The following is a 25,125-nucleotide window of genomic DNA, read 5'->3' as shown; positions in this document are numbered from 1 at the left end:
CAAGGATGGTATGAACACACTGTTTAATTCAAATTGGCAACACCAATTTAATCGACTCGACAGCAAACAAAGCGACTTTTTAAAAGAGGCGCTCTGTTTGCTTTTGCAGTTAGAACCCTCTGCGTTAAGTGACACTCAATCACTTATCGCTTCGGTATCTCGCCTTATAGCGCAAATTGATCAGCAACTTTCCAAACAGTTAGATGCCATTATCCACCAGCCCGACTTTGAACAGTTACATACTAACTGGTTAGGATTACAAGGCTTAGCCACGTTACCGATCAACTATCAACGCACCCAACTTAAAATACTCAATATGAGTTGGAATGAAGTATCGGCAGATGTTAACCAAGCGTACAGTGTTAAAACCTCACGTCTGTACAACAAAATTGGTAACCAAGAACTCAACACGCTCGGTGGGCACCCATTCGGCGCCATTCTATTTACCCACCCTATTGCGGCGGATGTAGATTTAAGCGCTGATTACGACGATCTCTTCACCATTGAGCTACTCAGCCGTTTGGGCGAAAGCACTTTATGCTCAATGCTATTTTCTCCAAGCCGCAACTTTTTAGTCGATTCTGGCGCAGATTGGCTATCAGATACCCAGCGGATAGAAAAAATCCTTAACGGCCCTGATTATCAGTCTTGGCAAGCATTAAGAGAAAAGAGTTCATCTCGTTTTATCGGCATTACCTTACCGGAAACATTAATGCGTAAGCCATACACTAACGCTAAAGTCGGCTTTATCTATAACGAAGCAAAAAGCGGCTTATGGGGCATTGCTGGTTTTGCCTTTGCCTCGACCATCATGTGCGAGCACCACCGAGTTAATTGGTTTGGCTTTCTTAAATCCCGTTGGAACGACAACACTCAGGGCGCTGTAATCAACCAGCAACACAGCCCTAGCCTATTTCTATTTGAGCCTAAAACCAAAGTCATGCTGTTTGGCCAACTGTCCACTTTTTATGCGCATAATGGCTTTATCCCTTTGACCAAAAATAACCTAAGCGACAAGTATTTCTTCAATGGCAACAACTCCATTTGGCTGAGTGGTCAATCAGATAACGACAAAGTGCTCGCTCAAATACAAACAAGCTTGATGTCTTGTCGCATCGCCCATTATTTAAAAGTACAAGTGCGTGAAATGATTGGTAGCTTCAAAACCGCCGCCGAATGTGAACTGTTTTTATCACAGTGGATTGAGAAGTTCTCTAGTAATGTGGCTTACGCCAATGAAGATACTTTAGCCAAATACCCGTTAAGTTTTGCAAAAATTAGCGTGTGTGATTCTGACCAGCACCCCGGTAACTTTGTTTGTACCTTACGTATTGTACCTCAGTATCAATACGATCATTTCTCAGGCGAAGTAGTGCTCACCACCGAACTGGATGAGGTGGCTTAATGAGTTTTTGGACCACGTTTATTAACCCACAACCCGCTAGCTATAAAGATGATATTGAAGATATTCGTTATCACCTAACCAGACTGCTCGATTCCGAAGCCTCGCTCATCTCCATCGACAGTCGGTTGACTCAAGTTCAGCAATCCAACTATCGATTTGGCATTGAAGATGTCCATTTACTCAGTGCCAATCTAGATAAACACCAATTAGCGATGAAACTTGAAAGCTACATTAAGACATTTGAGCCACGACTTAACCAAGTAATGGTAGAAATCATCGATAGAAAAGCGGGTGAAAACACCATCGCATTTAACGTTGTTGCCAAAACCAACACGAGCCACGGTGAGAAAGAACTGATTTTTGACTCAAAGATATCATTGAACGATCTCACCACTGATATGCAGGAGGATATGTATGAGTGATCCTCTACTGCGTTATTACGAACAAGAGCTGACCTTTGTGCGTCGTGCTCTAGGCCAGTTCGGCGATCAACATAGCAGCCACGCACAACGCTTAGGTGTGCATCAAGGTCAAATTGAAGACCCAAGCTTAGCGAGGCTGTTAGACGGAGTCGCTTTACTTAACGCCAAGGTAGAAAAAAAGCTTACCGAGCAACTCCCTGACGTTATTAATGGTTTACTCGGAGTGCTTTATCCGAGTTATATCCAAACCGTGCCAAGCGTTGCCTACTTAGAAATGCGTACAGACGAGCCTGTCACTGAATCCATTGCGATTCCAAAAGGTACCCGCTTTTCCTCTTTGGCAAATGGCGAAGAGTGTCTATTTACCACTGCCGATAATTTAGACACTGCGCCATTTGCCTTACTTGATACCAAGGCCAGCAGTGCCCCATTTGATTTCGACCGACCCGCTGGTGCGAAACAATGTTCTGGCGTCATCCAACTCACCTTATCTACTGGAGATGATGCCGTTACATTCAATCAGCTTAACCATCCACAGCTGGATCTGTTTGTACAAGGTTTCGAAAACAATGCGGACTCTTTGATTGAACTACTCTTGGGCGAAACTCAGGCTATTTCAGTTTCTGATGAACAAGGCTTACAGCACGTGCTGCTTGAATCAGCCGACCTCAAAAGCCGCATTAGCGATAAAGAATTTCAGTTTTTACCCAAAAAAGGCAATCAATTTGCGGGTTTTCAGCTCATTAACGAGCTATTTTTCTTCAAAGAGAAGCGTCAATTCTTCCGCCTAAATAATTTTGGTCAAGCGGCAAAACAGTTCGAGCAATCCACCATTGTATTGAACCTATTTATGCATTCATTGCCATTAGAGTTTGTACGCTTGTTCGATAAACACGTGTTTAAGCTCAATGTCGTACCAGCCATAAACTTGTTCGACCAATCTGGTGAGCCAACACCTTACGATCAACGCAGTTTGTCTATTCCGGTCAACGCAGATTCCCACAGCGATAGCCACATTGAAGTGGTTGAAGTAAAACAGGTTTATGAGATCACTCCGAAAGGTCAAAAACCGTTAACGCCACTGTTTAAAGACAGCTATCACAGCAACCCATCCGACGATTATTGGCAAGCGACGACCAGTTCGGAGGGAGAGCTACAACTCACCATAAGCCTTGCTGACATTGAGAACATTGAGTTTTCCAAGCTTTATGGCACGCAATTACTATGCTCCAATGGCAAACAAGCCTGTACTATTTCAGGCCAAATGACTTGCTTAGATCCTATTGATTTACCGGGCGATTTCCATTCGCTCTATCCGCCATCAGCCCCAATAGAGAAGGAACAGGATCCAAATCTTCATTGGCAATTTATTGGCATGCTAAACAGCAACTTTTCGTCGCTTCAACAAGCAGAAAACCCAGCTGAGCACCTCAAGCAAATGCTGCAATTGTGCAGCAGAAACCAACTTAACAATGACGAAATTCAAACGATTCGTGAGGTTAAATTACGTTCCCAAGTCTCCTCAATGCGAATGCTCGGTAAAAACATTTTTGCGCCTGGAACTGAAATCGAAATCACCTTGGATACAACAGGCCACTACTTAATCTTTGCTGAAACGCTTAATCGATTTTTCCAGCAATTTTGCAGCTTCGATCGCTACATTCAGCTGTCTATCAAACTGCACGGACGTGATGGTATTGCAAAACGCTACCCGAAAGTCCACGGCAGTCAAAGTGCGTTGTAAGAGGATTAAATATGACAACGTCACTAATCAATGACCTCAAACAGCACCCACATCAATACGACTTCGCTCAGGCAATGCGTTTATTAACGCATATAAAGAAAAGCAGCACTAAGAGACTAAAAATCGAGCTCAAAGCTGAAGCGATGCCATCTGGTGAAGCTAGTGAAGTGGAGTATTTCTCTTACACTCAAGACAGCGCTAAGCTCAGAGTCGCCAAGCAAGCATTATCCGGGCTTTTCGGAGTCGTGCCCGATTATATCTATCAAGAAATGTTAAGCGCACTGCACAACGATGATCACGCACTTAAAGACTTTCTCGATGTGTTTAACCAACGTCAATTAGAGCTGACCGCCTTATTAGAGCAAGCACCACATTTACTCATTCAGCAAGAACTTAACCCAGAAAAAAGCCAGTTACTCCGACATCTGGCGGATTTAAAACAACAGCACCAAGGGTTATTTCAGTATGCATTACTGTTCAATCAAGGCCATCGTAATCTTGCGACTCTAGAGCAAATTTTAAATGATTACTTCCCTTACCAAATGTCGGTGGCAACGAAAACTCATGAACGTAGGCAGTTACCTAAAAGTGCACTGACAAGGTTAGGCACTCAACCGAACTTTAACAGCGGTATTGGCCAAGGCTTCTTAATTGGAAAAACCTGCTTGATCCATAACCATCATTTAAAGATCAGCATTCAACCGGCCAACCAAAAGCAGCTGAACCAAATTAGGCTAGATACACAATTGGCTGATCATATTCGTCAGTTGATTCGCCACTACTTACGAGATACCACCCCTATCTCTATCTATTTACAAGTTAAGCGAGCGTACCTCGCAAAACCTATGCTGTCATCGAACTCACAGCGAGCAGCGAAATTGGGCGAAGTGGATTGTCTCGCTCCAGAAAGAAAACCACAGCAACGCATTCAGATTCTATTGAAATGACATCGTTGCAGCGAGAAACCAACTCGGGACTAGTCGCATTGCGACTAGGAATAAAGATACAAGGAATTGAGTATGACCCAAATAACACTGACTAACTTAGTGGCTAAGCTCTCAGACCAACTCAAGCGTGCATTAGAAACTTCAGCAGGCTCGGCCATGAATCAGGGCGTTGCGGCGATTGAGCCTGAGCATTGGCTGGTCGAACTACTCAACCAGCAAGATACCCAATTAAAAGCATTAATGACGCAACAGAATGTTGACCCGCAAGCTTTTCTAAACGAATTGACTCAGCGCATTTCTCGACTACCAAACGGCAATCAAGGCCAGCCAACCTTAAGCCATGGCCTAACTGAGCTGTTAAAAGATGCATGGATGATCGCATCAGTGAATTATGGTCACGGGGAAATCATCAGCCTGCATCTAGTGCAAGCCATGTTGCAACAGAACAAAATTGGCACAACCACGTTAGCACTAGATAGCCTACAAAACGTATCTATTTCTGCGTTGCAAGGGTTAATCGAGAAGACGCCAGTAAGCCATTCAAACTCACAAACAAGTTCAGTAAACAGTGGCGTAGCAAGTAATGCTCCATCTGGTTCTGATGCTCTCAGTAAGTACACTATTAACCTTACTCAACAAGCCATCGAAGGCAACATTGACCCTATCTCTGGTCGAAATTCCGAAGTTCGCAAAGCGATCGATATACTTTGTCGGAAACGTCAAAACAACCCAATTATGGTGGGTGAACCGGGTGTAGGTAAAACAGCGGTGGTAGAAGGTTTAGCACTGCGTATTGCAGCCAACGAAGTACCAGCCGCTTTACAAGGTGTCCAAATTCACTCTCTCGATCTTGGTTTGCTCCAAGCCGGCGCTAGCGTAAAAGGTGAATTTGAAAACCGCTTAAAAGACGTCATCAATGAAGTGAAAAACAGCGAACAACCGATCATTGTGTTCATAGATGAAGCGCACACATTAATTGGTGCTGGCGGCGCAGCAGGACAAAACGACGCAGCCAACTTATTGAAACCAGCCTTAGCACGTGGTGAGTTTAAAACCATTGCTGCCACAACATGGGCGGAATACAAAAAATACTTTGAAAAAGACCCTGCGCTGACACGTCGTTTCCAAATTGTCTCTATTGAAGAGCCAAACGCAGAAGATGCAAAGCAAATGCTACGTGGTATTGCAGCATCACTGCAAAAACATCATGGTGCATTCATTGCCGAATCTGCAATCGATGCAGCAGTATATCTTTCTATCCGTTACCTCCCAGCCCGCCAATTACCAGATAAAGCAATCAGCTTATTGGACACCGCAAGCGCTCGTATCGCACTGACTCAAGGAGCAAAGCCTGAGGTCATCGAGTCTTTAGAACAAACCGTTCGCTACTTAAATAATGAGCTTAATGCGCTTGAGAAAGAGCAAGAGCTGTTTGGTACTCAAGAACAACAAATCATTGATATCAAACAAGAGATCGAACAAAGCCAAACTCGACTTCAAACCTACCAAGCTCGATGGCAACAAGAAGTCGAACTGGTCGAGCAAATTAAAGCACGACAAGATTCGATTTTAAGCAGTGAACAAACCGAAACTGACGAACAACATACACTCAATGCTTTGCTTGACACCCTTAGCGAACTGCAAGGTGAAGAGCCATTAGTCAATGCAATGGTCGATGATACGGCAATTGCTCAAGTCATTTCCAATTGGACTGGCATTCCAATCGGCAACATGATGAGTGACGAAATTGCTCGCCTATTGAGCCTAGAATCTGAGTTGGACAAACGCGTCATCGGCCAAGATGTCGCTAAGCAAGAACTGGCAAAAGCGATTCGTATCTCTCGTGCAGGCCTTACCGATAACCGTAAACCTATTGGCGTTTTCTTAATGTGTGGTCCAAGTGGTGTCGGTAAAACTGAAACCGCCATGGCGCTTGCAGAGCAATTGTATGGCGGCAGCAATGACCTCACTGTGATTAACATGACCGAGTTTAAAGAAGAGCACAAAATTTCCATGTTGCTTGGCTCTCCTGCGGGCTATGTTGGTTTTGGTGAAGGCGGCGTACTCACGGAAGCCATTCGCCGAAACCCATATTCCGTATTGCTTTTGGATGAAATGGAAAAAGCCCATCCGGGCGTTCATGACCTCTTTTATCAAATCTTTGATAAAGGCCATATTAAAGACAGTGAAGGTCGAACTGTCGATTTCAAAAACACCCTGATAATCATGACGTCTAATGCCGCTGACCAAGCAATCTGCGATGTTTGTGCGGATACCGAACAAAGCGAACGCATCAATAATGATGAGCTCTTACAGGCTATTCGCCCCGATTTACAGCGTTACTTCAAACCTGCATTTTTAGGCCGAACAACGATTGTCCCTTACTACCCACTTAACGATGAAGAGTTAGCCAAGATCACCGCAATTGCGCTAAATCGCATCAAAAAGAAACTCGCCGAACAGTATCAAGCAAGTTTCACTTGGGATGAGGGTTTTGTTGACTTTGTGGTAAGCAAAAATACTGACCCAACCACCGGCGGCCGAGCCGTAGAGCAAATTATTAACCGCTGCTTAATGCCGAAATTGGCTGAAGAATGTATAGGCCGTTTAAGCCGCCAAGAACCTATCAGCCAAGTGACTGTGACTTCTGCTAACTCAACACAAGGATTTAAGCTCGACATTCAATAGAGCAGTGATAAAGATGTTTAATTTCGACTCTATTTTTAGCCAAGAAACTGTGCGCCAACTCACGATGGGGTTGGTGCCTTTGGTGTTACTCACTATTAGTGCTTTGCATTCTATTCACGTTAGTGCCACTACGCTACAAGGCCCTGATAGATTATTACTGACCACACACAAGTGGCCACCTTACCAAACCCACCAGAACAATCAGATGCAAGGCTTTGCACTAGAGAAGGTGAAATGCGCATTAGGCGAAATGGGCCAACCTTACAAACTCACTATGACCGATTGGTCTGAAGCTCAACTTCACGTGCACAGCGGCGCTCAGCATGGTTTTTTTGTCTCACCCCAAAGCGATGAACATGATAGCTACGCTACACTTTCAAACCCAATTGCCGAGCAAAATTTACGTTGGTACTTTGGAACAGGGGTAACCCCAAACCTTGATGAGCTTGCCAAGCTAAATCTCAAATTCTCATCTGAATTTGGCTCAGCGTCTTGGTTTTGGCTAAAACGCAATGGCTACAACGTAGTGAAACAACCTCGGGATGCCAAAGTTTTGCTTTCTTTACTCAAACAACGGGAAATTGATGTCGCCCTAGAGGACGAACTCGTCTTCAGAAACGAACTGAGTGCGGCTTCTTTACCGTTGGACTACTTCCAATCTCAAGTATTTGCCACCAAACCCATGGGGGTCTACTTCTCCCATCGCTTTCTTAGCAAATACTCCGGTTTCCTTAGTGCATTTAACTATGCGCTCACTAAGTGCGAGGGATAACAGATGGCCATCAGTATACATTTGATTTCAATACCCTCAGATGAAGTCGTGACATCTAGAGTTGTCTATCTACCGAATGATGGTGGACAACTTGGCCGAGCAGCTTCTTGCGATGTCGTGCTTCCTGATCAATCAAAACGCATTTCACGCATTCATGGGCTGATCCGCCTATCTGATAATGGCTATGTCATAAAATGCAGTGGTAAGAACCCAGCCCAACTCAACGACAAAGCCATGGTTCGAGAGAAAGACTACCCATTAAACGACGGCGACATTCTCAAGATAGAGCAATACTCGATGCTCGTCTCAACACTGACGGCAAGCACTGCTCAACCAGACACTAAAGCAGATGAGCCAGCCATCTCCAGTTCGTTTAATTTGTCTCTCGACGATAAGGATATTGATTTTCTAGACCGAACCGAAGTCACACCACTTGGTCAACAGAAAACCAACTATTCGCACAATAATGTGCTCAGTGACGATCCTTTTTCCATTGACCCATTTGAAGATCTAGAACAAGAATTGGAGCCTGAATTAAAAGTCGAAATCGAACAGGTTGAACAACAAAAACAAGCCGTTGAGCAAGCATCAGAGCTTGAGTATCTGCCAATCTCTAATAACCACCAGCTCGAAGCATCCATCGAAAAGCTGATTTCTATATCTGAGAAAAATAATCAATATTTGCGAAACCCTCCCCTTGCCCATGACGCCTTATTTGCTGCGTTAGACAAGACCTTAGATCAGTTTCTTACCGAGTTTGCACCTAACCAACTTGAAAGCCAGTTCAGTGAATTCGTTTCTGGCGGCGTGTTCTCTAGCAAAGAGAAAAAGTATTGGAAGATTTACCGTAAACACTATCAACATCGTAGCGACAACGGTGACTTTCGCCGTCAATTTAAAGCCATGTTTATGGAAAACATGCAAAAGCAGAGTGAGGAAAGCTAATGAAAAAATGGCTCTTCCCACTGTTACTGACACTCGCAGCGTGTTCTTCTGACCCTGAACCCGTGCTATCAAAATACACACTTAAGATAGACGCAGATAAAGCCATCAATGCGACAGACAATAACGCCACTAACCCAGTGGTCGTTCGAGTCTATCAGCTAACAGATGCACAGCAATTTAAACAGCTCGATTTTATCGACCTATACCAAGACGACATTACCTTGCTTGGCGATAACTTAATCTCCAAGCAAGTATTACCCGTTGTCATGCCTGACTCCAAGTCCGAGCAAGCACTAGACATCAATAGTCAAACTCAATTTATCGCCGTACTGGTTGAATTCGCCAATTACGAATCCAGTGAGGCCAAAGTGGTGACTGCTACACCAAAACAAACTGAACAATTTCTTCAACTAAACATCAATGGCAATACCGTGGCCATTGAAGCTGTCACGCCTGACTCATCATGGTGGGATGTATTTTAGTTAAAGACACAGATAAGGAAATCTCGTGGACGCATACAAAAAAGTCGTTTGGCAAGAAGGCATGTTCATTGCCCCACAGCACTTTCAACAACAAGATAGATACACACAAAACTACGTCAGACAAAACGTAGAGACATTAGCTGGTTACGCACCCTTTTATGGCGTAACCGAACTGGTGTTAAACCATGACCTACTTAAAATCGGTAAGCTATCGGTTTCTTCAAGTGCTGGGTTACTCCCAGATGGCACTCATTTTGAGCTCAAACGTGAAATTGCCCGTGACATTTCTCACGGCACTATAGAGAAAATCGCTTACCTTGCCTTACCTGTGTCACTGCAAGGCAATAACGATTACTCAGATGATGAAAGTCAGCAAAGCCGATACTTAACCCGCACCATCAATGCATTTGATACTTCAACCACTGAGAATGCCAGTGTTGAAGTCGACGTTGCACAGCTTAACATCTCAATAAAACTTGAAGGAGAAGACAGCTCAGGTTTTACATTGATTCCTTTCGCTAAGGTTCTCGAATGCAGTGAAACTGGGGAGGTGTTATTGGACCGAGCCTTTATTCCCGCCTGCTTGCATTACGGCGCATCCAATCTATTAATTGAGCGTCTTAAAGAAATTCACGCATTGACTTACAACCGAGCAACCAATTTGTTAAAACGCATTGATGCAGGCCAAGGGCAAAAGAGCCCACAGTCATTAATGCAAGATTATCTATGGTTACAAACCTTGAATACTTGGCTGCCGTGGTTTGATCTCACGCTAACAAACCCTAAATACCCAACTCATCAACTGTATATCGAACTCAGAAAGTTCGAAGCTCAGGTCATGGCCTCAACCCCTGCTATTCCTGAGGCATGTCAGCCACTGGATTATCATAAACTTTACGACGGCTTTAACCCGCTGTTTTCAAGCTTACGCAATATGCTTACCTTAGTTCAGCAAGACTCGGTCATCGAATTCCACTGGGATTCTTCACTGTTTGAAAAGCGTCGTTTATTACGCACCCTAATCAAGGATGGCAGCAACATCCTCGATCGTCGTTTCGTTTTGTCCGTAAAATCCAATATCAGTACCGCTGAGCTCAACGAACTGTTCCCAGCGGCGGCAAAGCTCAGTAGTAATAATAAGATTGTCGAAATTGTACGCAACGCACTTTCAGGCATTGAGCTGTCACCTCTTCCGGTCGCCCCAAGCGAACTAAAACCTATGCCGGGAACCGCCTATTTTGAAATAGACACATCCGATCGCAACTGGATTGAAATGCTCGATCACCGCGATGCTCTCGCTCTTCATGTCGATACCCGCATAGGAGAGCTAGAAGTGATGTTGTATGCACTGAGGTAAACCACTATGGATTACATGGATGAAGAAACCTTAGTTTGGGACCAGAAAGACAACCAGTTTGTTGCGAAAGATGAGCAAGACCTCAGCGTGCTGTGGCGCTCTGTTAGCCCAAATCAATCTCATACCGAATTTTTGCGCCACTTTGATAAAGCGGACAATCAACTGATTAACATCAGCTCTGAACTATTGGCGATCACTCTAAAAGTGAACTCGCTAGCGGAGCCAGACGATATCACCACGCTACGTTTTCAGTTAGCGAACGCCATCAACGATATTAAAGCCAAAGCGACGGATCTTACCTACCCGATAGCAGTGATAGATAAGCTTTGCTTCTTATATGCGGTTGTATTGGATGAGTTCATCATCTACACCGAATGGGGTGAAAAACAAGGCTGGGAAAACAAAACCTTGCTGAGTGAACTGTTTGGTATGCGAAACGGCGGTGAACTCTTTTTCACTGTTGCTGAAAAAGCTTCTCGTCAGCCTCATAAGATGATTGATCTGCTCGAAGTGATCTATCTGTTTTTGAGCGTTGGCTTTAAAGGACAATACCGAGAAACAGGCAGTGAGCAGCTCAAACGCTTTACCCATCAATTAGAGCAAATTCTAAGTCAATATCGTCAGCCAAGTGCCCTATATAGTCATACTAAAGTCGCTCTGCCAAAAGTAAGAAAACCGACTCGTAAAAAACGTTATGCCTTAACTACCGTGTTATTTAGCGGCTTAATTGGCTTGATTATCTCCCTCACCTACTTTTGGTATCAAAAAAGCGAACCGCAGCGTGCCAAAGATTTCGTTCAACTTAGTGAATACAGTCAGCGCTATATTGAAACAGGCCACGCCGAAGAAATTGTCTATCTAAGCGATGATTCAGACATTAAAGGCCATGAACAATTAGCCAATGTTGCTGCGTCTGAGTCATCAACCACGGATCCAGTATCTACAACACTAAACACAGGCGATCAATCTTTACCTTGGATCGTTCAGCTTGCAACTTTTTCTGCTAAACAGAATGCAGAGAAATTCCTAAACAACTTACCTAAATCCGACTATCAGCCTTCGGTAGATCAAAGCGGTAACTACTTCAGAGTTATCATTCGTAGTAACAGTCTTCAATCGGCGAAAAACATCAAAACTTGGTATCAAAACCAAAGTAATGTCAGCGCTATCATTGTTCGTAGCCAACGAGAAGGAACAGCTTTATGAGCCAAAATCCAGCTCAGACTTCTAACTCGGCCAAACCTAACATCGCCCTTTGGTCACTGGTTTTTGCCTTGGTTATTTTCGCCATTGGTATCGGCATCACTTGGTACTTTAGCACCATAGAGCACTTATGGATTGGCGCACTGCTTTCTCTGTCTGCCAGTCTCTTACTTAGCCTTTGTCTTTATTGGCTGTGGAACCGAAAGTATCGTCCTAGTGAACAACCCGACCCGCATCAATTACTCATAGAGAAACGAGCCAAACTTCTGGCCGCCCACTTTAAAAAGATGTTGGCGCTACAAAAAAGAAAACGCCGCTTAACAAGCCGTTACGATCAACCTATTTACCTAATGCTGAGCGATCAACCGAGTAAAGAACGATCCATCATTACGCAGATGGGCTACGAAGCATACAAGCTCGATGGCTTTGGTAACGACATCGAATTTCCTATCCTATTTTGGCTCAGTGACCATTCAATTCTTATTACACTGAGCCGAGGTGATGACCAACATCCTTTATATCTGAAAACCCTGTGCGATAGCTTAAAACGTTGGCGACCTCGCCAAGCAATTAATGGAATATTACTCACCACAGATGTCGAACAACTGATCAACTATAACGAAGAGTCAGCCCAATACACTGATCAGCTAAAATCGCAACTAAAGCAGTTTAATCAAACCTTTGGCCTTAATTTACCGATCTACAACTTAGTCAATAACATGGGGCAATTGAGCGATTTTTGTCAGTTCTTCTCTGGGTTTGATGAATCAAAACGTCATGAAGTGTTTGGCGCTACAAGCCCTGTACAAAATCATGGCGGAATTGATGCTGACTGGTTTAACAACGAGTATGACCATTTGATTAGCCAATTGATCTCTAATATGAGCCATGCGCTAGGTAACCAACTCAATCAAGATTACCGCAACGCCATATGCAGTGCGCCCTATCAATTTGGTCTACTGAAACAGAACTTATGGCACTTTTTACAAAGGCTGCATCGAGGGGACCAATACACCGATGGCTTAAACTTCCGAGGCTTCTATTTCACCCATAGTGGCGAGGATTTCCCGCAGCTCGATATGCTTGCCAACGTGGTTAATCAAGAGCTAGGCAACGAACAATATCAACAGCCGCAGCAGGTGCCTGTTCAGCAAACCTTGTTCGCCCAACATTTAATGTCCCATGTCATTTTGAATGAAAACGCGCTTGTTGGCGTTAACAAGAAAAAAGAGAATGGTTTATGGGCAATGCAAACAGCCTATACCTTAATCTGGGTTGCTCTGCTCGTTGGAACTCTAACCTTACTCAAGCTTGATTTTGATTATCAAACCGCTCGTGAAGAGCAAGCCGACACCATGCTTGAACGATATAAAGAAGCAATTGCAGCGCAGCCATATCAAGAAGATGATTTAGCGGCAAACATTCCAAACCTCTATACCATGCATCAAATTTATGCGCTCTATAATAAGCCTGAGCCTTGGTATAGCTTATCGGTTTTGCCTACCGCTACCATTCGACCTCAAGTTGAAGCCGCTTATGTCAAAGAGCTACAGCAAGTGTTACTGCCATCAATGGTACACAGCATTGAAAATGATCTGTACGTTTACGTAAACCTTGAAGACCAAGCCAAAACCTTGGCACTTCTCAACGATTACCGACTATTGTTTGATGCTGAGCGCAGCAATATTGATGAGCTTAAAAGCTACTTCCTAGCCAATTTAGAGCATGAAGGTGAAGCGGACACCACCAACACAGCTCAGCTCAAAGTGTTGCTTGATGACTTGTTTGAGCAACATCTCGTGGCCGAGACACCCAATCAAGAATTGGAGGGTTTAGCCACTGCGGTGATTAACCAATCCAACATCGAAACCTTGATATACCAGCACATACTCAACGATCAAGCATTTGAGCGCCGAATTGATGTTCGTAAAGAGCTCGGTAGTAATTTCGAGCGAATCTATCAATTCAAGGAAGGTTTTGTTGGCTACTTAGTGCCCTATTTATACACTCCGACCGGATTCAATGAACTCGATTTATCGGTGGACTCCAAGGTACTAAAACAAGCATTAGTGGCTTATGAAGGCATTGCCGGCCATTCACCAAGCGCATCCGAAATGCACCGTATTAGCCATGACCTCAAACGGATGTACCAAAACGACTATATCAATTATTGGCGTGACTTCATCGCCAATGTGGAAGTCAAACCGATTACCGAACCAGAACATCTAACCAGCAGTTTAGACGCCTTAACTAACGCCTCAAATCACCCTATTAATAAGCTGTTCACTACCGTAAGCAGCTATACCACGGTGACCATGCCCGAACTTGAAAATAAGGAACAGAAAACAGACGAGCAAATTGCTGATAGCGCACAAGACAATGAGAAAGCAGAATCTGCCCGACTCATCACCTTGGCTTTCAACGATTTTCACCAACAAGTTACCGCTGGCGAACAAGGCACTACGCCTTTAGATTCTTTAGCTGCAAGCCTAACAGCGACAAAACAATGGCTCGACCAATTTTATCAATCTGAAACGCCAGACAAACTGGCCTATCAAACACTATCAAGTGGGCTGAAAGTACAAAGCCCGGTACCAAAACTGGCGGATATTGCAGACGACCAACCTCAGCTTTCCGGAGAGCCAGCTAGCTATATTGCCACCCAAGCCAATGAGTTGATCATGCAAATGGCACATCAATACATTAATCAGCTTTGGCGCTCTGAGGTGTTCCAACCGTATCAAACCACCATTGCTAGCTATTATCCTTTTGCGAAAAACGCAAATAACGATGCCAGCACAGCAGATGTAGCAGCTTTTTTCAAAACCAACGGCACGTTAGATAATTTTTATCAGACGGTTCTCAAAGACTTTTCTTCAAACAAGCGCCTACCTTATATGTCTGGGTTACTCGCAAATACGGGTTTTTCACTCGACTCTGGGATTTGGCTAATGATCAACAAAGCCGAAGATATTCGCTCAGCATTGTTCTTGTCTGACCCTCAGAAAGTCAGTATTCAATTCCAGCTTAAGCCGCTAGAGATGAGTTCAGACCTAACCGAGTTTTCTATTCGTGCCGAAAAGCCCATTTTCACCTATCAGCACGGCCCGATGTTATGGTCAAAACAGACATGGTTGGGAGATTCAGCTCAGCAAGATGAACTATCAATCCAGCTACAACAACAAGCGACAGCGATAGCCAATGAAGAGTTTAAAGGCAGTTGGGCGTGGTTTAAGTTAATTGAGCCAAGGGTCACTAAAAGCTCTGCGCAAAATACTCAAGTGGAGTTTGATTACGGTGACAGCAAAGTAAAACTATCAATAAAAACACAAGGGCAGAATAACCCCTTTGTCCCAAACTTCTTTGCTGGCTTTGTACTGCCTGAGAGCATCTAGTGGATAGTCTCGCCAACCATCAGTTACTGTTCAAAGCCTGTGGTGTCGTTGCTCAGCATGCAATGGCACCCAAAGTCTTTGCCTGCACGCATCCACACTATGGTGACGTGGTGGTTAAAATCGCTCAAACGACTGCAGAGAAAATTGCTCTAATGCGTGAAGCCAAATTTCTCAGCAACTACATGAGCAATTATTGGCCTGCGATTTGGGATTCAGGCTCATTGAATCAAACAGATTGGCTACTACTTGAACGCTTTTCTGGCGTTCATCTCAACAAACTCAGTTGGCAAACCCGTTTGAATCCAATTGCAATTAATCTAGAAGTTGCCTTGCAGCACTTGCACCTCACAGGAATGATTCATGGTGATATCAAACCTTCAAATATCATTGTTACTTCAGAGCACGAGGTAAGGCTGATCGACTTTGGTAGTGTGTTACCTATTGGCTCTCGATACCAAATCCACGCCTCTACCAGCATCACACCAAAATACAGCTCACCTAACGCCAAGCTAAGACTGGGCGTAGTTTCAAGCAAAGACGATTACTACGCCCTTGCACGAAGTATTATTGATACACAACTGAATCAGCAAGCTCACAGCTGTCAGGGGGTATCTGCCAAGTATTACGAAATAACAAGGATTTAAAAATTCACTTGTGAACTATTCAATTTCATTCACTTTTATGAGTCGAGGGAATACTAAAACCACTAAGCGTCCTTTAAAAAGATAACGAAAAAAACACTAACCAAGCTTCCCTCATCAAATAATAGAAAGGCATTTATATAAATTAACACCTCCATATTGCAATCAATATAAATTTGGAACATATTGAATTTTGGCTACTTTCCGTGAGGACATCCAATGGAACCAAAACAAATTGTTGAGAAATGGGTAGATGCTTTTAACCAAGGCGATGCAGAAAAGATCGCTGAGTTTTACAGCGACAACGCAATAAACCATCAGGTGGCCAATGAGCCTGTAATTGGAAAAAGCGCGATCAAGCAAATGTTTACCGATGAGTTTTCTGCGGCAGAGATGGTATGTATTGTTGAGAACATTTTCCAAGATGGAGAATGGGCAATCTTAGAATGGAAAGATCCTATTGGCCTCCGTGGTTGTGGTTTCTTTCAATTTGAAAACGGCCTGATTGTATTTCAGCGCGGATATTGGGATAAGCTCAGCTTCCTAAAAGCACATAACCTACCTATTCCGAATTAGTTTTTATACGCCTTCGATAACATAGCGATACAAAATACAGGGAGGTATTTTGAATATTACCTTAGTTCGTCACGGTAAACCGACAGCAAGCTGTAACCCGACGGTCAAAGCGTCTGGGTTTGCCAATTGGGTTCGAGCATATAACCACTCCTATATAGCTGAAGATAGCCAGCCAACTAAACCGTTACAAGACAAACTGACGGGGCATTTTATCTTCGCAAGCAACTTAAATCGCGCCCGCCACTCAGCACAACTTTGCATTGGCAAGCAGCCAGATATGGTTTTGCCTGAACTTCGAGAGCTCGACATTCCTCGTTTGAAAATTCCATTAAAAATGAAGGTTAACCACTGGCTCGCAATCTCACGGATACTTTGGTTATTTGGCATATCGGGTAACAGTGAATCAATCACACGCGGACGAGCACGAATCAGAAAAGCAGTCGACTCACTTGAACAGCAAGTTACGCAAACACCTAATATTGCTGTTTTTGGACATGGCCTAGCCAATCGGTTCATAGCAAAAGAGCTCGTTAAACGTGGTTGGCAAGTCAAGCAAAAAGGCAGTGGTTTTTGGAGCAGTATCGAATTGACCAAACCGGTCCCGTCTTAAAGGAAATCTATGTTTACTCTAACTATCGATGACAATCTAACTCTTGCTCTTGTCGAGCCTTCATTTGCGCAACTCTATTTGCAAATCATCTCTAAGCAGCGTGACTACCTAAGCCAATGGCTTGCATGGCCACCTCATGCTCATGATGAAGCCTTCTTCCTCTCGTTTGTTGAACGTTCACTACGTGAATACGCAGAGGGCAAGTCCATGGTTTGTGCGATGGTTTATCAAGGACAAGTGGTGGGCAACGTAAGCTTCAACAAAATTAATCAGCAGCTAAAAAGAGTCGAAATCGGTTATTGGTTGGATGCAGACTATCAAGGCAAAGGGATTGTTAGCCGCTCGGTCGCTAAACTGACGGAATTCGCTTTTACTAAGCTAACGATGGAAAAGGTACAAATCTCTGCGGCTACCGACAATCAACCAAGCCGTAACGTATGCGAACGACTTGGTTTTAAACTTGAAGGAATCATTACGCGCAATGAAAACCTAAATGGTCGAATTGTTGATCACGCAATATATGGTTTAAGTCGAGAATCATGGCTAAAGCTTAATGCCTAATATTCTCTGCGCGATACTCTGAAGGGGTTAGACCCACCTTGTTTTTGAATAGACGCGAGAAATATTGCGGATATTCGAAGCCAAGCGCGTAGGCGATTGTCGCGACAGAATCTTTCGTTGATAGCAATAGATCTTTTGAACGTTCGATCAACGCTTTATGTATCCAATCTTTGGTTGTTTTGCCGGTTTCAGCTTTAAGCGCATCACTTAAATATCGGCTCGTCATATTCATATTGCTCGCCAACTCTTCCACTTCAGGAATACTTGTCGACTCTTGCTCAATCGCGGCCATACGTTGTTCTAGCAGTACAGCAAACTTATCGTAAACCGAACTATCAGCTTGCTTACGCATCAAAAACTGACGGTAATAATACCGGTTGGCATACATCAACAACGTTCCTAACTGAGACAAAATCAGCTCTCTGGTAAACTCATCGGTATTATTTTGATACTCCGCATCAATCGCATCAAAAATAGTCGCCATTTGTTGTTCTTCTTTAGGGGAAAGATGCAAAGCCTCATTCACTGAATAATTAAAGAAATGGTATTGCTTTAGCTGCTCTTGTAGCTTGTGGCCTCGGATATAATCTTCATGAAAACAGATCGTTCTCGCGACTGATTCAACTTTAATTCCTACCCCTGTAAGCTCTTGTTCGGGGGCAATAAAGATCATCGTACCATTAGAGCAATCGTATTTAGTTCGGCCATAGAGCAGTTCGCCTGACGTAATATGTTTGAGCGATATGGAGTAGAAGCTTGAACTGATCGTAAAACCACCGTCACAGCTAAGCGGATTATCATCCCGCTTAGAACTCATCTTAATGATGTCGAACAACGGGTGCTCTGGGGGACGAACGCCCAGCGCTTCATTTTGCTCTGCAATGGTATTGAACTGATACTTTTTCATATAACGACCTTATAGAAATTCAAAGAGCATCCCTGCTCTTCGATATCTCAATCAACGTATTTTGTTGGTGAGTTAAGCATTATTACCCGTATGTAGACTGTCAAAGAAATACGCAATTTTCTCTGCGGCGACGGTGACATACTCTTCTACATCATACAAGTCTACATGATTCGCGCCCGGCACTTTAAACAGCTCTTTAGCAGATGTGACCTTGTCATAAAATAACTCTGTTGCAATCGCGGTATCCGCCAGCTCACCCACCACTCCTAGGAAAGGTTGAACCATGCGATCTGCGTATTGCTCACCAATGTTAATCACCGCAGACTCATAGATGTTACTCAAAACTTGGTTAGAGAACCTAGGGTAAGTCTCACTCCCTGCGCGACTTGTTCCGTAAAAATCATAGCCATCTAATTGAGCGCCAGAAAGGTTCGGGTTGTTCTCCAGATAATGTGGGTCATCGTATCCAAACAAGTCGAATGTTTCGGTTTGTTGAGTATCAAACATACGTTGGCGAGCTTGGTTAGCCGCGGTAATCATGCCTTGAAACGCAGAGCTATCAGCAAAAAACATCGCATCCGTTGCTAGCATGGCACTAATAGAAGCAAAGGCTTTAACGCGCATATCCGTTATTAGCACACTACTCATGATATTACCGCCACCACAAATACCAACGCCATAGAGTTGATCATTATCGACAAATGGCTGAGCACTTAAATAAGAGATCGCATTGCGTAAATCTTCATGTTTACGGAAAGCATTTTCGTCATTGCGGAAACCTTCAGCATAGCCTTCTGATTCACCTTTGCTGTTGTAATCAAATGCGAAATATACAAAGCCCATGTTTGCAAAAAGAGGCCCATATACTGCCGGTGTTTGTTCTTTAATTTGATGAGCAGGAGGCGTAACGACTATGGTTTTGTACTGCTTGGATTGATCAAAACCTTGTGGTAGGTAAAGCTCACCGATAAGTGTTAGACCTGCACTTTTAAATTCGACCTTTTGTACATTCATCTTGGTATCTCTCTTTGCTGTTTCGATGTAGCCATACTAAGCAATGCTGATGACTTGGTCAGTGCACAAAACACCGCAATGTGTATACAAAAATCCGCAACAAGCCATTTTCTACATTGGCACGGTTTGCATATTAACTGGCACGCTTGGCTAGTTACCCTCTATCAAAGTCGCGATAAAGTTACCTCATCAACCAAACAGTGAAACACCCCAAAAGAGAGGTAGATATGTTAGACGAACAACAAGCCCTACAAGCCATCAAAAATATCGCTGGCTCAGTAAAACCAATACGTGCTCCTATTCTAAAAACACCAGCTGATTATGGATTGGAATACCAAAATGTGTTCTTCCAAGCTATGGATGGTGTCCCTCTAGAAGGTTGGTTCATTCCGGCTGACTCCAACAAACTGATCATTTTTAACCACCCAGGGACGTTTAACCGTTACGGCTTCCCAGGACACTTAGAACCTTGGAGCAATTTCAGCGACGTTGAAGTAGACCTAGTAAAAATCCAAGCTGAGCTACACAAAGCGGGCTATAACGTATTAGCTTATGATATGCGCAATCACGGCCACAGTGGTGATGCACATGGTGGTGCAGTTGGCCTTGGCTTTTATGAATGGCGCGATGTGATTGGCGCAATGCAATATGCGCAAACCCAACCGCATTTAAAGCAAATGCAAGTAGGCCTATTTAGCCCATGCGCGGGTGGTAACGCCACTATGGTTGCAATGAGCAAACATCCGGAATTTTTTACCGATGTGAAAGCGCTCGTCTGCCCACAACCTTGTTCTGCTGGAGTTCCGGCCCAAATCTTTGCCAATATGGCCGGCGTTGGCGATAGAATGGATGAAATCGACTTAGAACAACGCAAGCTTGGTGGCTTACCAAATTCAGAAATGACGCCACATCCATACGCGGTAAACGTGCATACGCCTACCTTCATTATTCAGGTAAGAGACGATGCATGGACTAAGCCTGACGATGTACAGACAACGTTCGACCTACTCGGCACCAAAGAGAAAAAACTATTTTGGGTAGAAGGCACAACTCAGCGCTTTGATGGCTATAACTATTTTGGTGATAATCCAGAACAAATGATTGAGTTTTTTAATCAATATATGCAGTAATAGCTTTGAGCAGGTGAGAGACACCTGCTCAGCTATTCCTATTTTTTCGTCAATGCGTTGCACAGATTTTCAGATGAGAAAATGAACATATGAACATCACCTAGGTGATTGTACTGAATGGGTAGAAACCATGGTTAAACAATTTAGCGAAGACAAAGTGCGTGTTAATGACGGTTTCTGGCTGATGCTTGAAAAACTTGGAGCATCTCGTCAAGCCATTGCCCAGCATGCGCAAATTCCAACGTCGGTATTGCTGAATCAAGCAACACCGACTACGCAGCAGTTTTTCTCCATTTGGCAATCCTTACCTGCTATAACAAACAATGCAGATATTGGTTTTGATTTCGTTAAAACCATCAAAGTGACACGATTACCTCCTGAGTTATTTGCCGCATCGTTAGCAAAGGATTATCGCAGCGCCCTGTTAAGAGTAGCGCGCTTTAAGCGATTGTGTGCGCCAGAAATCATTACCGTAAACGAGAGTAATGGTATGGCTAAGATCAGTATTGAATGGCTCAATCATCAGCGAATACCCGATTCGCTTGTCGATACTACTCTGAGCTTTTTGCTCGCCCTTGGCCGTGATAATAGCGCGACAAAAATAGAGATTGCGGCCATACATCTACAACGGTCACCATCTAACGAGTGGGACTTGGAACAGTTATACAGCGCGCCGATCAAATTTAACTGCGACCACAATGCTATTGTTTTAAAAGCATCGGAACTGGACACCCCGCTAGAAGGCTATAACCAAGCCCTATCCGACATGCTGTTGCCACAACTTGAACAAGCCATCACTCACCAGCGCCAATCGCAAAGTTATTGCGAACAAGTAAAGTGGATTATTGAACAAGTTCTAAGTGCTGGCAGCCCCACATTAAATGACGTGGCCAAAGAGCTTGGCGTTAGCGTACGTACCTTGCAAAGACGTATTACCAATGAAGGTCATACGTTTAAATAGCTACTTAACCTTGTTCGTTTAGAGATGGCTAAACAGTATCTATTACAAGAGGGGCTCAGCCTCTATGAAATTGCGGTATTGCTTGGTTATGAAGATCAGAACTCATTCTTTCGTGCTTTTAAGCAGCAAGAAGGTAATACGCCATCCAATTGGCGCGAACAAAACAAATAAAAATTGCTGATTCGGAGTTTTGTATACAAGTTACGGCATTTTGTGCACTGACTCGACGACAGCGAGTGTTTACACTCTCTCCACTAGCATCACACTTTGTATTTGAAGTAAACATTATGAAGACACTCCCTTACATTGCCATTTTGCTTGGTTTTGCATTGTCACTTTTAGGCTGCGCTTCAAGTAACCCAATGCCATTGAACCAATCAGAACAGTATTACAATTACATTCAGCCGACGTTTTCAGATTACCTAACGGAAACGCACTCTTGGCTTGTAAAGAATCGTGGCTACATGAGCGATGAGCACGACCAAGAAATTGCCATGAACATGCCGTTTGAATTAAAACCAGATACGGTGACCAATAAGGCCATTTTGCTAGTACATGGCTTGGGCGATTCGCCTTACAGCTTCTCTGATGTTGCTCAAACGCTTCGCCAGCAAGGCTTTTACGTACAAACCTTGTTGCTGCCCGGTCATGGTAGTAAACCATCTGATCTCAACCTACCCCATTACCAAGATTGGCAACACATAGTCGATCACTACGCCAACCTACTAAAAAATGACTATCAGCAAGTATGGTTAGGAGGGTTTTCGACTGGGGGTAACCTTGTAACCATTCATAGTGTTGAACAAGGAGAGATTGATGGCTTAATCCTGTTTTCACCAGGCTTTCAGTCTCGCGCTCCAATCATGGAAAAGTTCGCTCCACTCGCCTCCATTTTCATTGATGGCTATGATGCCGAAGAGAACAACAAAGCACGTTATACCTCAGCCCCTATCAATGGTGCTATTGCGTACACAGAGAGTGCCGTACAGCTACGAAAAAGTCTCAAAAAGCACACGGTGGCTATACCAACACTTATCGCAGTGGCGGAAGCGGATAGCATCATCGACCCAGAAGAAGTCAAAGAACTGTTCGATCAACGATTCACCAATCCAAATAACCAACTCCTTTGGTATGGCGAAACACAATTTGACTCGTCGTCGGTTCAATCTAACACAATGAAGCTAGACAATTTACACATCAGTACGGCGTCACACATGAGCCCACTGTTTGCACCTAGTAACCCTTACTACGGCCAAAATGGTGAACACAGGATGTGTATGAACAGCATGAGCCAAAAAGCGACGGATTATTGCGAGCAAGGGGGCGAGGTTTGGTGGTCTGCATGGGGGTATGAGGAAGAAGGAAAAGTACACGCTAGACTCACTTGGAATCCATATTATCAGCAACTCACGGACAGTATGTCGAATATTACCGCCATTCACTACGTCGCTGAAAATTAATATGAATAGATGCTAAAACGGCCACTCGAACTACGCATTTCGAGTGGCCGTTTTATATGCAAATACAGTAAAAATGCAATTATTAACGTTAGGCAGTGATTAGATGTAGAGCGCTACGATGGCACAGATCATCACAAACACAGCGGCGTACCAGAAGATCTGAGCTTTGCTGTCTGCTACGTTGACTTTAATGTAATTGATTTCCTCATTCGCCATCGTCACAAACTCGTTGTAGGTTACCGATAGCTCTTTTCCTGCTTGCTTCACATCGCTTTGCAGTTTATTAAACGCGGTATCAACAAAGTTAGCTACGCTTTCAACAGAACCTGTTGAAAAAACTAAGTTATCCCATACCACCATTCGCGATTCATACTCGCCTTCACTGACACAATTCAACACACGAAGATCATATTCGCGTTTCGTGCGTTCACTGCCCAAACGATTTGGACAAAGATTAATTAGGTCATTCAAGACAGATACTCCAAAAATTTAGATAGATTTTAGTCTGAGGGATGATCAAAACACCCTCAAAAAACTGGGTAATAAAAAGTGATCCAGCCAAATTTTGTCTCAGTAACAATCTGTGGGGCATATTAGAGTCGTCGCTAAAACGCAGCAACACGCGGTTTTTATCCAAACGACAAACAAAATCAGTTGAAATCAAAGCAAGGTATTGATTTTGATTTTCTCTATCGCCGCAACTACATTTTTACAGGTTCCGGATAACTCAAAAGTACGAGGTAAGAATGAACACATCAATCAAACTCAAAGCTGGCAGTCCATTTCCGAATTTAAGTGCGACGCTGCTCAATGGTGACTCTGTCACACTAGGCAAACCACGCGAGGGCGCGAGTTGGCAGGCGGTATTCGTTTATCGCGGAAAGCATTGTCCGTTGTGCACAAAATATCTAAATGAATTAGAAGGTTACATACAAGAGCTTGCAGATATTGATGTGGATGTATTGGCCGTTTCAGGCGATGCGAAACATCAACTAGAACAGCACTTAGAGAAGTTAAATATCAGTTTTCCTATCGCTTTTGGACTGACTGAAGAACAGATGAAAACGCTTGGTTTGTATATTTCAATCCCCCGTTCAGAACAAGAAACAGACCATAACTTCTCCGAGCCCGGACTATTCGTGATCAACGAAAAAGGCCAATTGCATGTGGTGGATATTTCCAATAACCCCTTTGTCAGGCCGGAGTTAGGTGCGCTAGTTCGTGGGCTTGCGTGGATTAAAGATCCAAATAATCATTACCCAATACGTGGCACGTCAGATTATTAACCTCATAAGCTCTCTAACGAAATGAGCTCAGCACCAAAGCGTTGAGCTGATAACTATTGAAAGGCAAGCTATCCTCGCTGAATGAGAAACGCATGGTCAATTTCAATGTAACGATCGCTCGCGTCAATCAGGTTTTGCGCAGTCAACCCCGGTACGCCATACACATCCACTTTAGTACCAAATCGCTGCTGAATACGTCTTACCAGCAGCTCAAAATCACCATCCCCTGACAGCAATATAATTCGATCAACATTAGCGGCGGCTTCATAGACGTCGAGAGTAATACCAACGTCCCAATCCCCTTTCGCACTGCCATCTTTACGCTGAATAAATGGCTTTAGCTGAACATCAAAGCCGATACCACGCAAAATATGGTGGAATTGACGCTGCTTAGGGTCGTTCGACGCAATAGCATAGGCATTCGCAAGCTCAACTTGATTACCTTGAGTCGCCACATACCAGAACTGGTTGTAATCAAAATTTGATTGGTATTTCTGTTTGGTGGTGTAGTAGATGTTTTGCACATCGACAAAAATGGCCACTTTTTCCATTGGAGTACTCACTTTCATTCAATATCTTATGGTAACAACTGAGTAGAAGAGAAGAAACGTTTTCCTTG

At 43.7% G+C, this 25,125-nt stretch carries 23 protein-coding genes and 1 pseudogene; 20 read left to right on the top strand and 4 right to left on the bottom strand.

Translation table 11 applies throughout. From position 1 onward, the window contains the following. Positions 1–10 precede the first annotated feature (10 nt). The 15 genes from OH461_RS14785 (at position 11) to OH461_RS14715 (ending at position 17,748) form a co-directional block, all read left to right on the top strand. Positions 11–1,405, top strand: coding sequence for a type VI secretion system contractile sheath domain-containing protein (locus tag OH461_RS14785; RefSeq protein ID WP_270021339.1), 1,395 nt, complete (start codon positions 11–13; stop codon positions 1,403–1,405). After that, positions 1,405–1,827 (top strand): type VI secretion system baseplate subunit TssE, encoded by a 423-nt coding sequence (tssE, locus tag OH461_RS14780; protein ID WP_270021338.1) that lies wholly within the window; start codon positions 1,405–1,407, stop codon positions 1,825–1,827. Before OH461_RS14785 ends, tssE begins: the two co-directional genes overlap by 1 nt. Further along, on the top strand, positions 1,820–3,571 hold the full coding sequence (gene tssF, locus OH461_RS14775) for a type VI secretion system baseplate subunit TssF (RefSeq protein ID WP_270021337.1): 1,752 nt from the start codon (positions 1,820–1,822) through the stop codon (positions 3,569–3,571). Before tssE ends, tssF begins: the two co-directional genes overlap by 8 nt. A gap of 11 nt (positions 3,572–3,582) precedes the next feature. Continuing rightward, the gene (locus OH461_RS14770; RefSeq protein WP_270021336.1) at positions 3,583–4,518 is read left to right on the top strand and encodes a type VI secretion system baseplate subunit TssG; all 936 of its coding nucleotides are present in this window, start codon (positions 3,583–3,585) and stop codon (positions 4,516–4,518) included. Between the two features lie 72 nt (positions 4,519–4,590). After that, positions 4,591–7,206: a type VI secretion system ATPase TssH gene (tssH, locus tag OH461_RS14765; protein ID WP_270021335.1), complete on the top strand. Its 2,616-nt coding sequence runs from the start codon at positions 4,591–4,593 to the stop codon at positions 7,204–7,206. A gap of 64 nt (positions 7,207–7,270) precedes the next feature. Continuing rightward, positions 7,271–7,978, top strand: coding sequence for an ABC transporter substrate-binding protein (locus OH461_RS14760; protein WP_443088465.1), 708 nt, complete (start codon positions 7,271–7,273; stop codon positions 7,976–7,978). 3 nt (positions 7,979–7,981) lie between these two features. Beyond that, positions 7,982–8,923 carry an FHA domain-containing protein gene (locus OH461_RS14755; protein WP_270021333.1) on the top strand — a complete coding sequence of 314 codons (942 nt, stop codon included), beginning with the start codon at positions 7,982–7,984 and terminating at the stop codon, positions 8,921–8,923. Continuing rightward, positions 8,923–9,405 carry a type VI secretion system lipoprotein TssJ gene (gene tssJ / locus OH461_RS14750; protein ID WP_270021332.1) on the top strand — a complete coding sequence of 161 codons (483 nt, stop codon included), beginning with the start codon at positions 8,923–8,925 and terminating at the stop codon, positions 9,403–9,405. Before OH461_RS14755 ends, tssJ begins: the two co-directional genes overlap by 1 nt. Before the next feature lie 25 nt (positions 9,406–9,430). After that, a complete protein-coding gene (gene tssK / locus OH461_RS14745) occupies positions 9,431–10,762 on the top strand; it encodes a type VI secretion system baseplate subunit TssK (RefSeq protein ID WP_270021331.1) in 1,332 nt (443 codons plus the stop codon). A gap of 6 nt (positions 10,763–10,768) precedes the next feature. Next, positions 10,769–11,968, top strand: coding sequence for a type IVB secretion system protein IcmH/DotU (gene icmH, locus OH461_RS14740; RefSeq protein WP_270021330.1), 1,200 nt, complete (start codon positions 10,769–10,771; stop codon positions 11,966–11,968). After that, positions 11,965–15,360, top strand: coding sequence for a type VI secretion system membrane subunit TssM (gene tssM, locus OH461_RS14735; RefSeq protein WP_270021329.1), 3,396 nt, complete (start codon positions 11,965–11,967; stop codon positions 15,358–15,360). Before icmH ends, tssM begins: the two co-directional genes overlap by 4 nt. Beyond that, positions 15,360–16,004 (top strand): protein kinase domain-containing protein, encoded by a 645-nt coding sequence (locus OH461_RS14730; protein ID WP_270021328.1) that lies wholly within the window; start codon positions 15,360–15,362, stop codon positions 16,002–16,004. Before tssM ends, OH461_RS14730 begins: the two co-directional genes overlap by 1 nt. Positions 16,005–16,220: 216 nt before the next feature. Then, a complete protein-coding gene (locus OH461_RS14725) occupies positions 16,221–16,577 on the top strand; it encodes a nuclear transport factor 2 family protein (RefSeq protein ID WP_270021327.1) in 357 nt (118 codons plus the stop codon). Positions 16,578–16,626: 49 nt separating this feature from the next. Next, on the top strand, positions 16,627–17,187 hold the full coding sequence (locus OH461_RS14720; RefSeq protein ID WP_270021326.1) for a phosphoglycerate mutase family protein: 561 nt from the start codon (positions 16,627–16,629) through the stop codon (positions 17,185–17,187). Between the two features lie 9 nt (positions 17,188–17,196). Continuing rightward, a complete protein-coding gene (locus OH461_RS14715; protein WP_270021325.1) occupies positions 17,197–17,748 on the top strand; it encodes a GNAT family N-acetyltransferase in 552 nt (183 codons plus the stop codon). Here the strand turns inward: OH461_RS14715 and OH461_RS14710 are convergent. Together OH461_RS14710 and OH461_RS14705 are read right to left on the bottom strand one after the other, a co-directional pair. Then, a complete protein-coding gene (locus OH461_RS14710; protein ID WP_270021324.1) occupies positions 17,738–18,655 on the bottom strand; it encodes a helix-turn-helix domain-containing protein in 918 nt (305 codons plus the stop codon). The genes OH461_RS14715 and OH461_RS14710 overlap by 11 nt on opposite strands. Before the next feature lie 72 nt (positions 18,656–18,727). After that, positions 18,728–19,669, bottom strand: coding sequence for an alpha/beta hydrolase (locus OH461_RS14705; protein ID WP_270021323.1), 942 nt, complete (start codon positions 19,667–19,669; stop codon positions 18,728–18,730). A gap of 227 nt (positions 19,670–19,896) precedes the next feature. Here OH461_RS14705 and OH461_RS14700 point away from each other — a divergent pair, with 227 nt between their 5' ends. The 4 genes and pseudogenes from OH461_RS14700 to OH461_RS14685 all read left to right on the top strand — a co-directional run bounded on the left by OH461_RS14700 (position 19,897) and on the right by OH461_RS14685 (position 23,220). Further along, the gene (locus OH461_RS14700) at positions 19,897–20,799 is read left to right on the top strand and encodes an alpha/beta hydrolase family protein (protein ID WP_270021322.1); all 903 of its coding nucleotides are present in this window, start codon (positions 19,897–19,899) and stop codon (positions 20,797–20,799) included. A 130-nt stretch (positions 20,800–20,929) separates the two neighbouring features. Then, positions 20,930–21,760: an AraC family transcriptional regulator ligand-binding domain-containing protein gene (locus OH461_RS14695; protein WP_270021321.1), complete on the top strand. Its 831-nt coding sequence runs from the start codon at positions 20,930–20,932 to the stop codon at positions 21,758–21,760. A gap of 15 nt (positions 21,761–21,775) precedes the next feature. Then, positions 21,776–21,931: pseudogene (locus OH461_RS14690) on the top strand (helix-turn-helix domain-containing protein); the annotation flags it as partial. Positions 21,932–22,047: 116 nt separating this feature from the next. After that, entirely contained in the window at positions 22,048–23,220 is a 1,173-nt protein-coding gene (locus tag OH461_RS14685; protein ID WP_270021320.1) for an alpha/beta hydrolase, read from the top strand. 99 nt (positions 23,221–23,319) lie between these two features. Here the strand turns inward: OH461_RS14685 and OH461_RS14680 are convergent, their stop codons facing one another. Beyond that, positions 23,320–23,658: a thiamine-phosphate diphosphorylase gene (locus OH461_RS14680; RefSeq protein WP_270021359.1), complete on the bottom strand. Its 339-nt coding sequence runs from the start codon at positions 23,656–23,658 to the stop codon at positions 23,320–23,322. Positions 23,659–23,966: 308 nt separating this feature from the next. Between OH461_RS14680 and OH461_RS14675 the strand changes: the two genes are divergently transcribed. After that, a complete protein-coding gene (locus OH461_RS14675) occupies positions 23,967–24,506 on the top strand; it encodes a peroxiredoxin family protein (RefSeq protein WP_270021319.1) in 540 nt (179 codons plus the stop codon). 68 nt (positions 24,507–24,574) lie between these two features. On the opposite strand, the gene OH461_RS14670 is transcribed toward OH461_RS14675, so the two are convergent. Continuing rightward, the gene (locus tag OH461_RS14670; RefSeq protein ID WP_270021358.1) at positions 24,575–25,057 is read right to left on the bottom strand and encodes a LabA-like NYN domain-containing protein; all 483 of its coding nucleotides are present in this window, start codon (positions 25,055–25,057) and stop codon (positions 24,575–24,577) included. Positions 25,058–25,125 lie beyond the last annotated feature (68 nt).

It is taken from the genome of Vibrio sp. LaRot3 (assembly GCF_027587025.1).
Taxonomy (GTDB): Bacteria; Pseudomonadota; Gammaproteobacteria; order Enterobacterales; family Vibrionaceae; genus Vibrio.
Note: the sequence above shows the minus strand (reverse complement) of the source record. Positions and strands in the feature narration are given on the sequence as shown.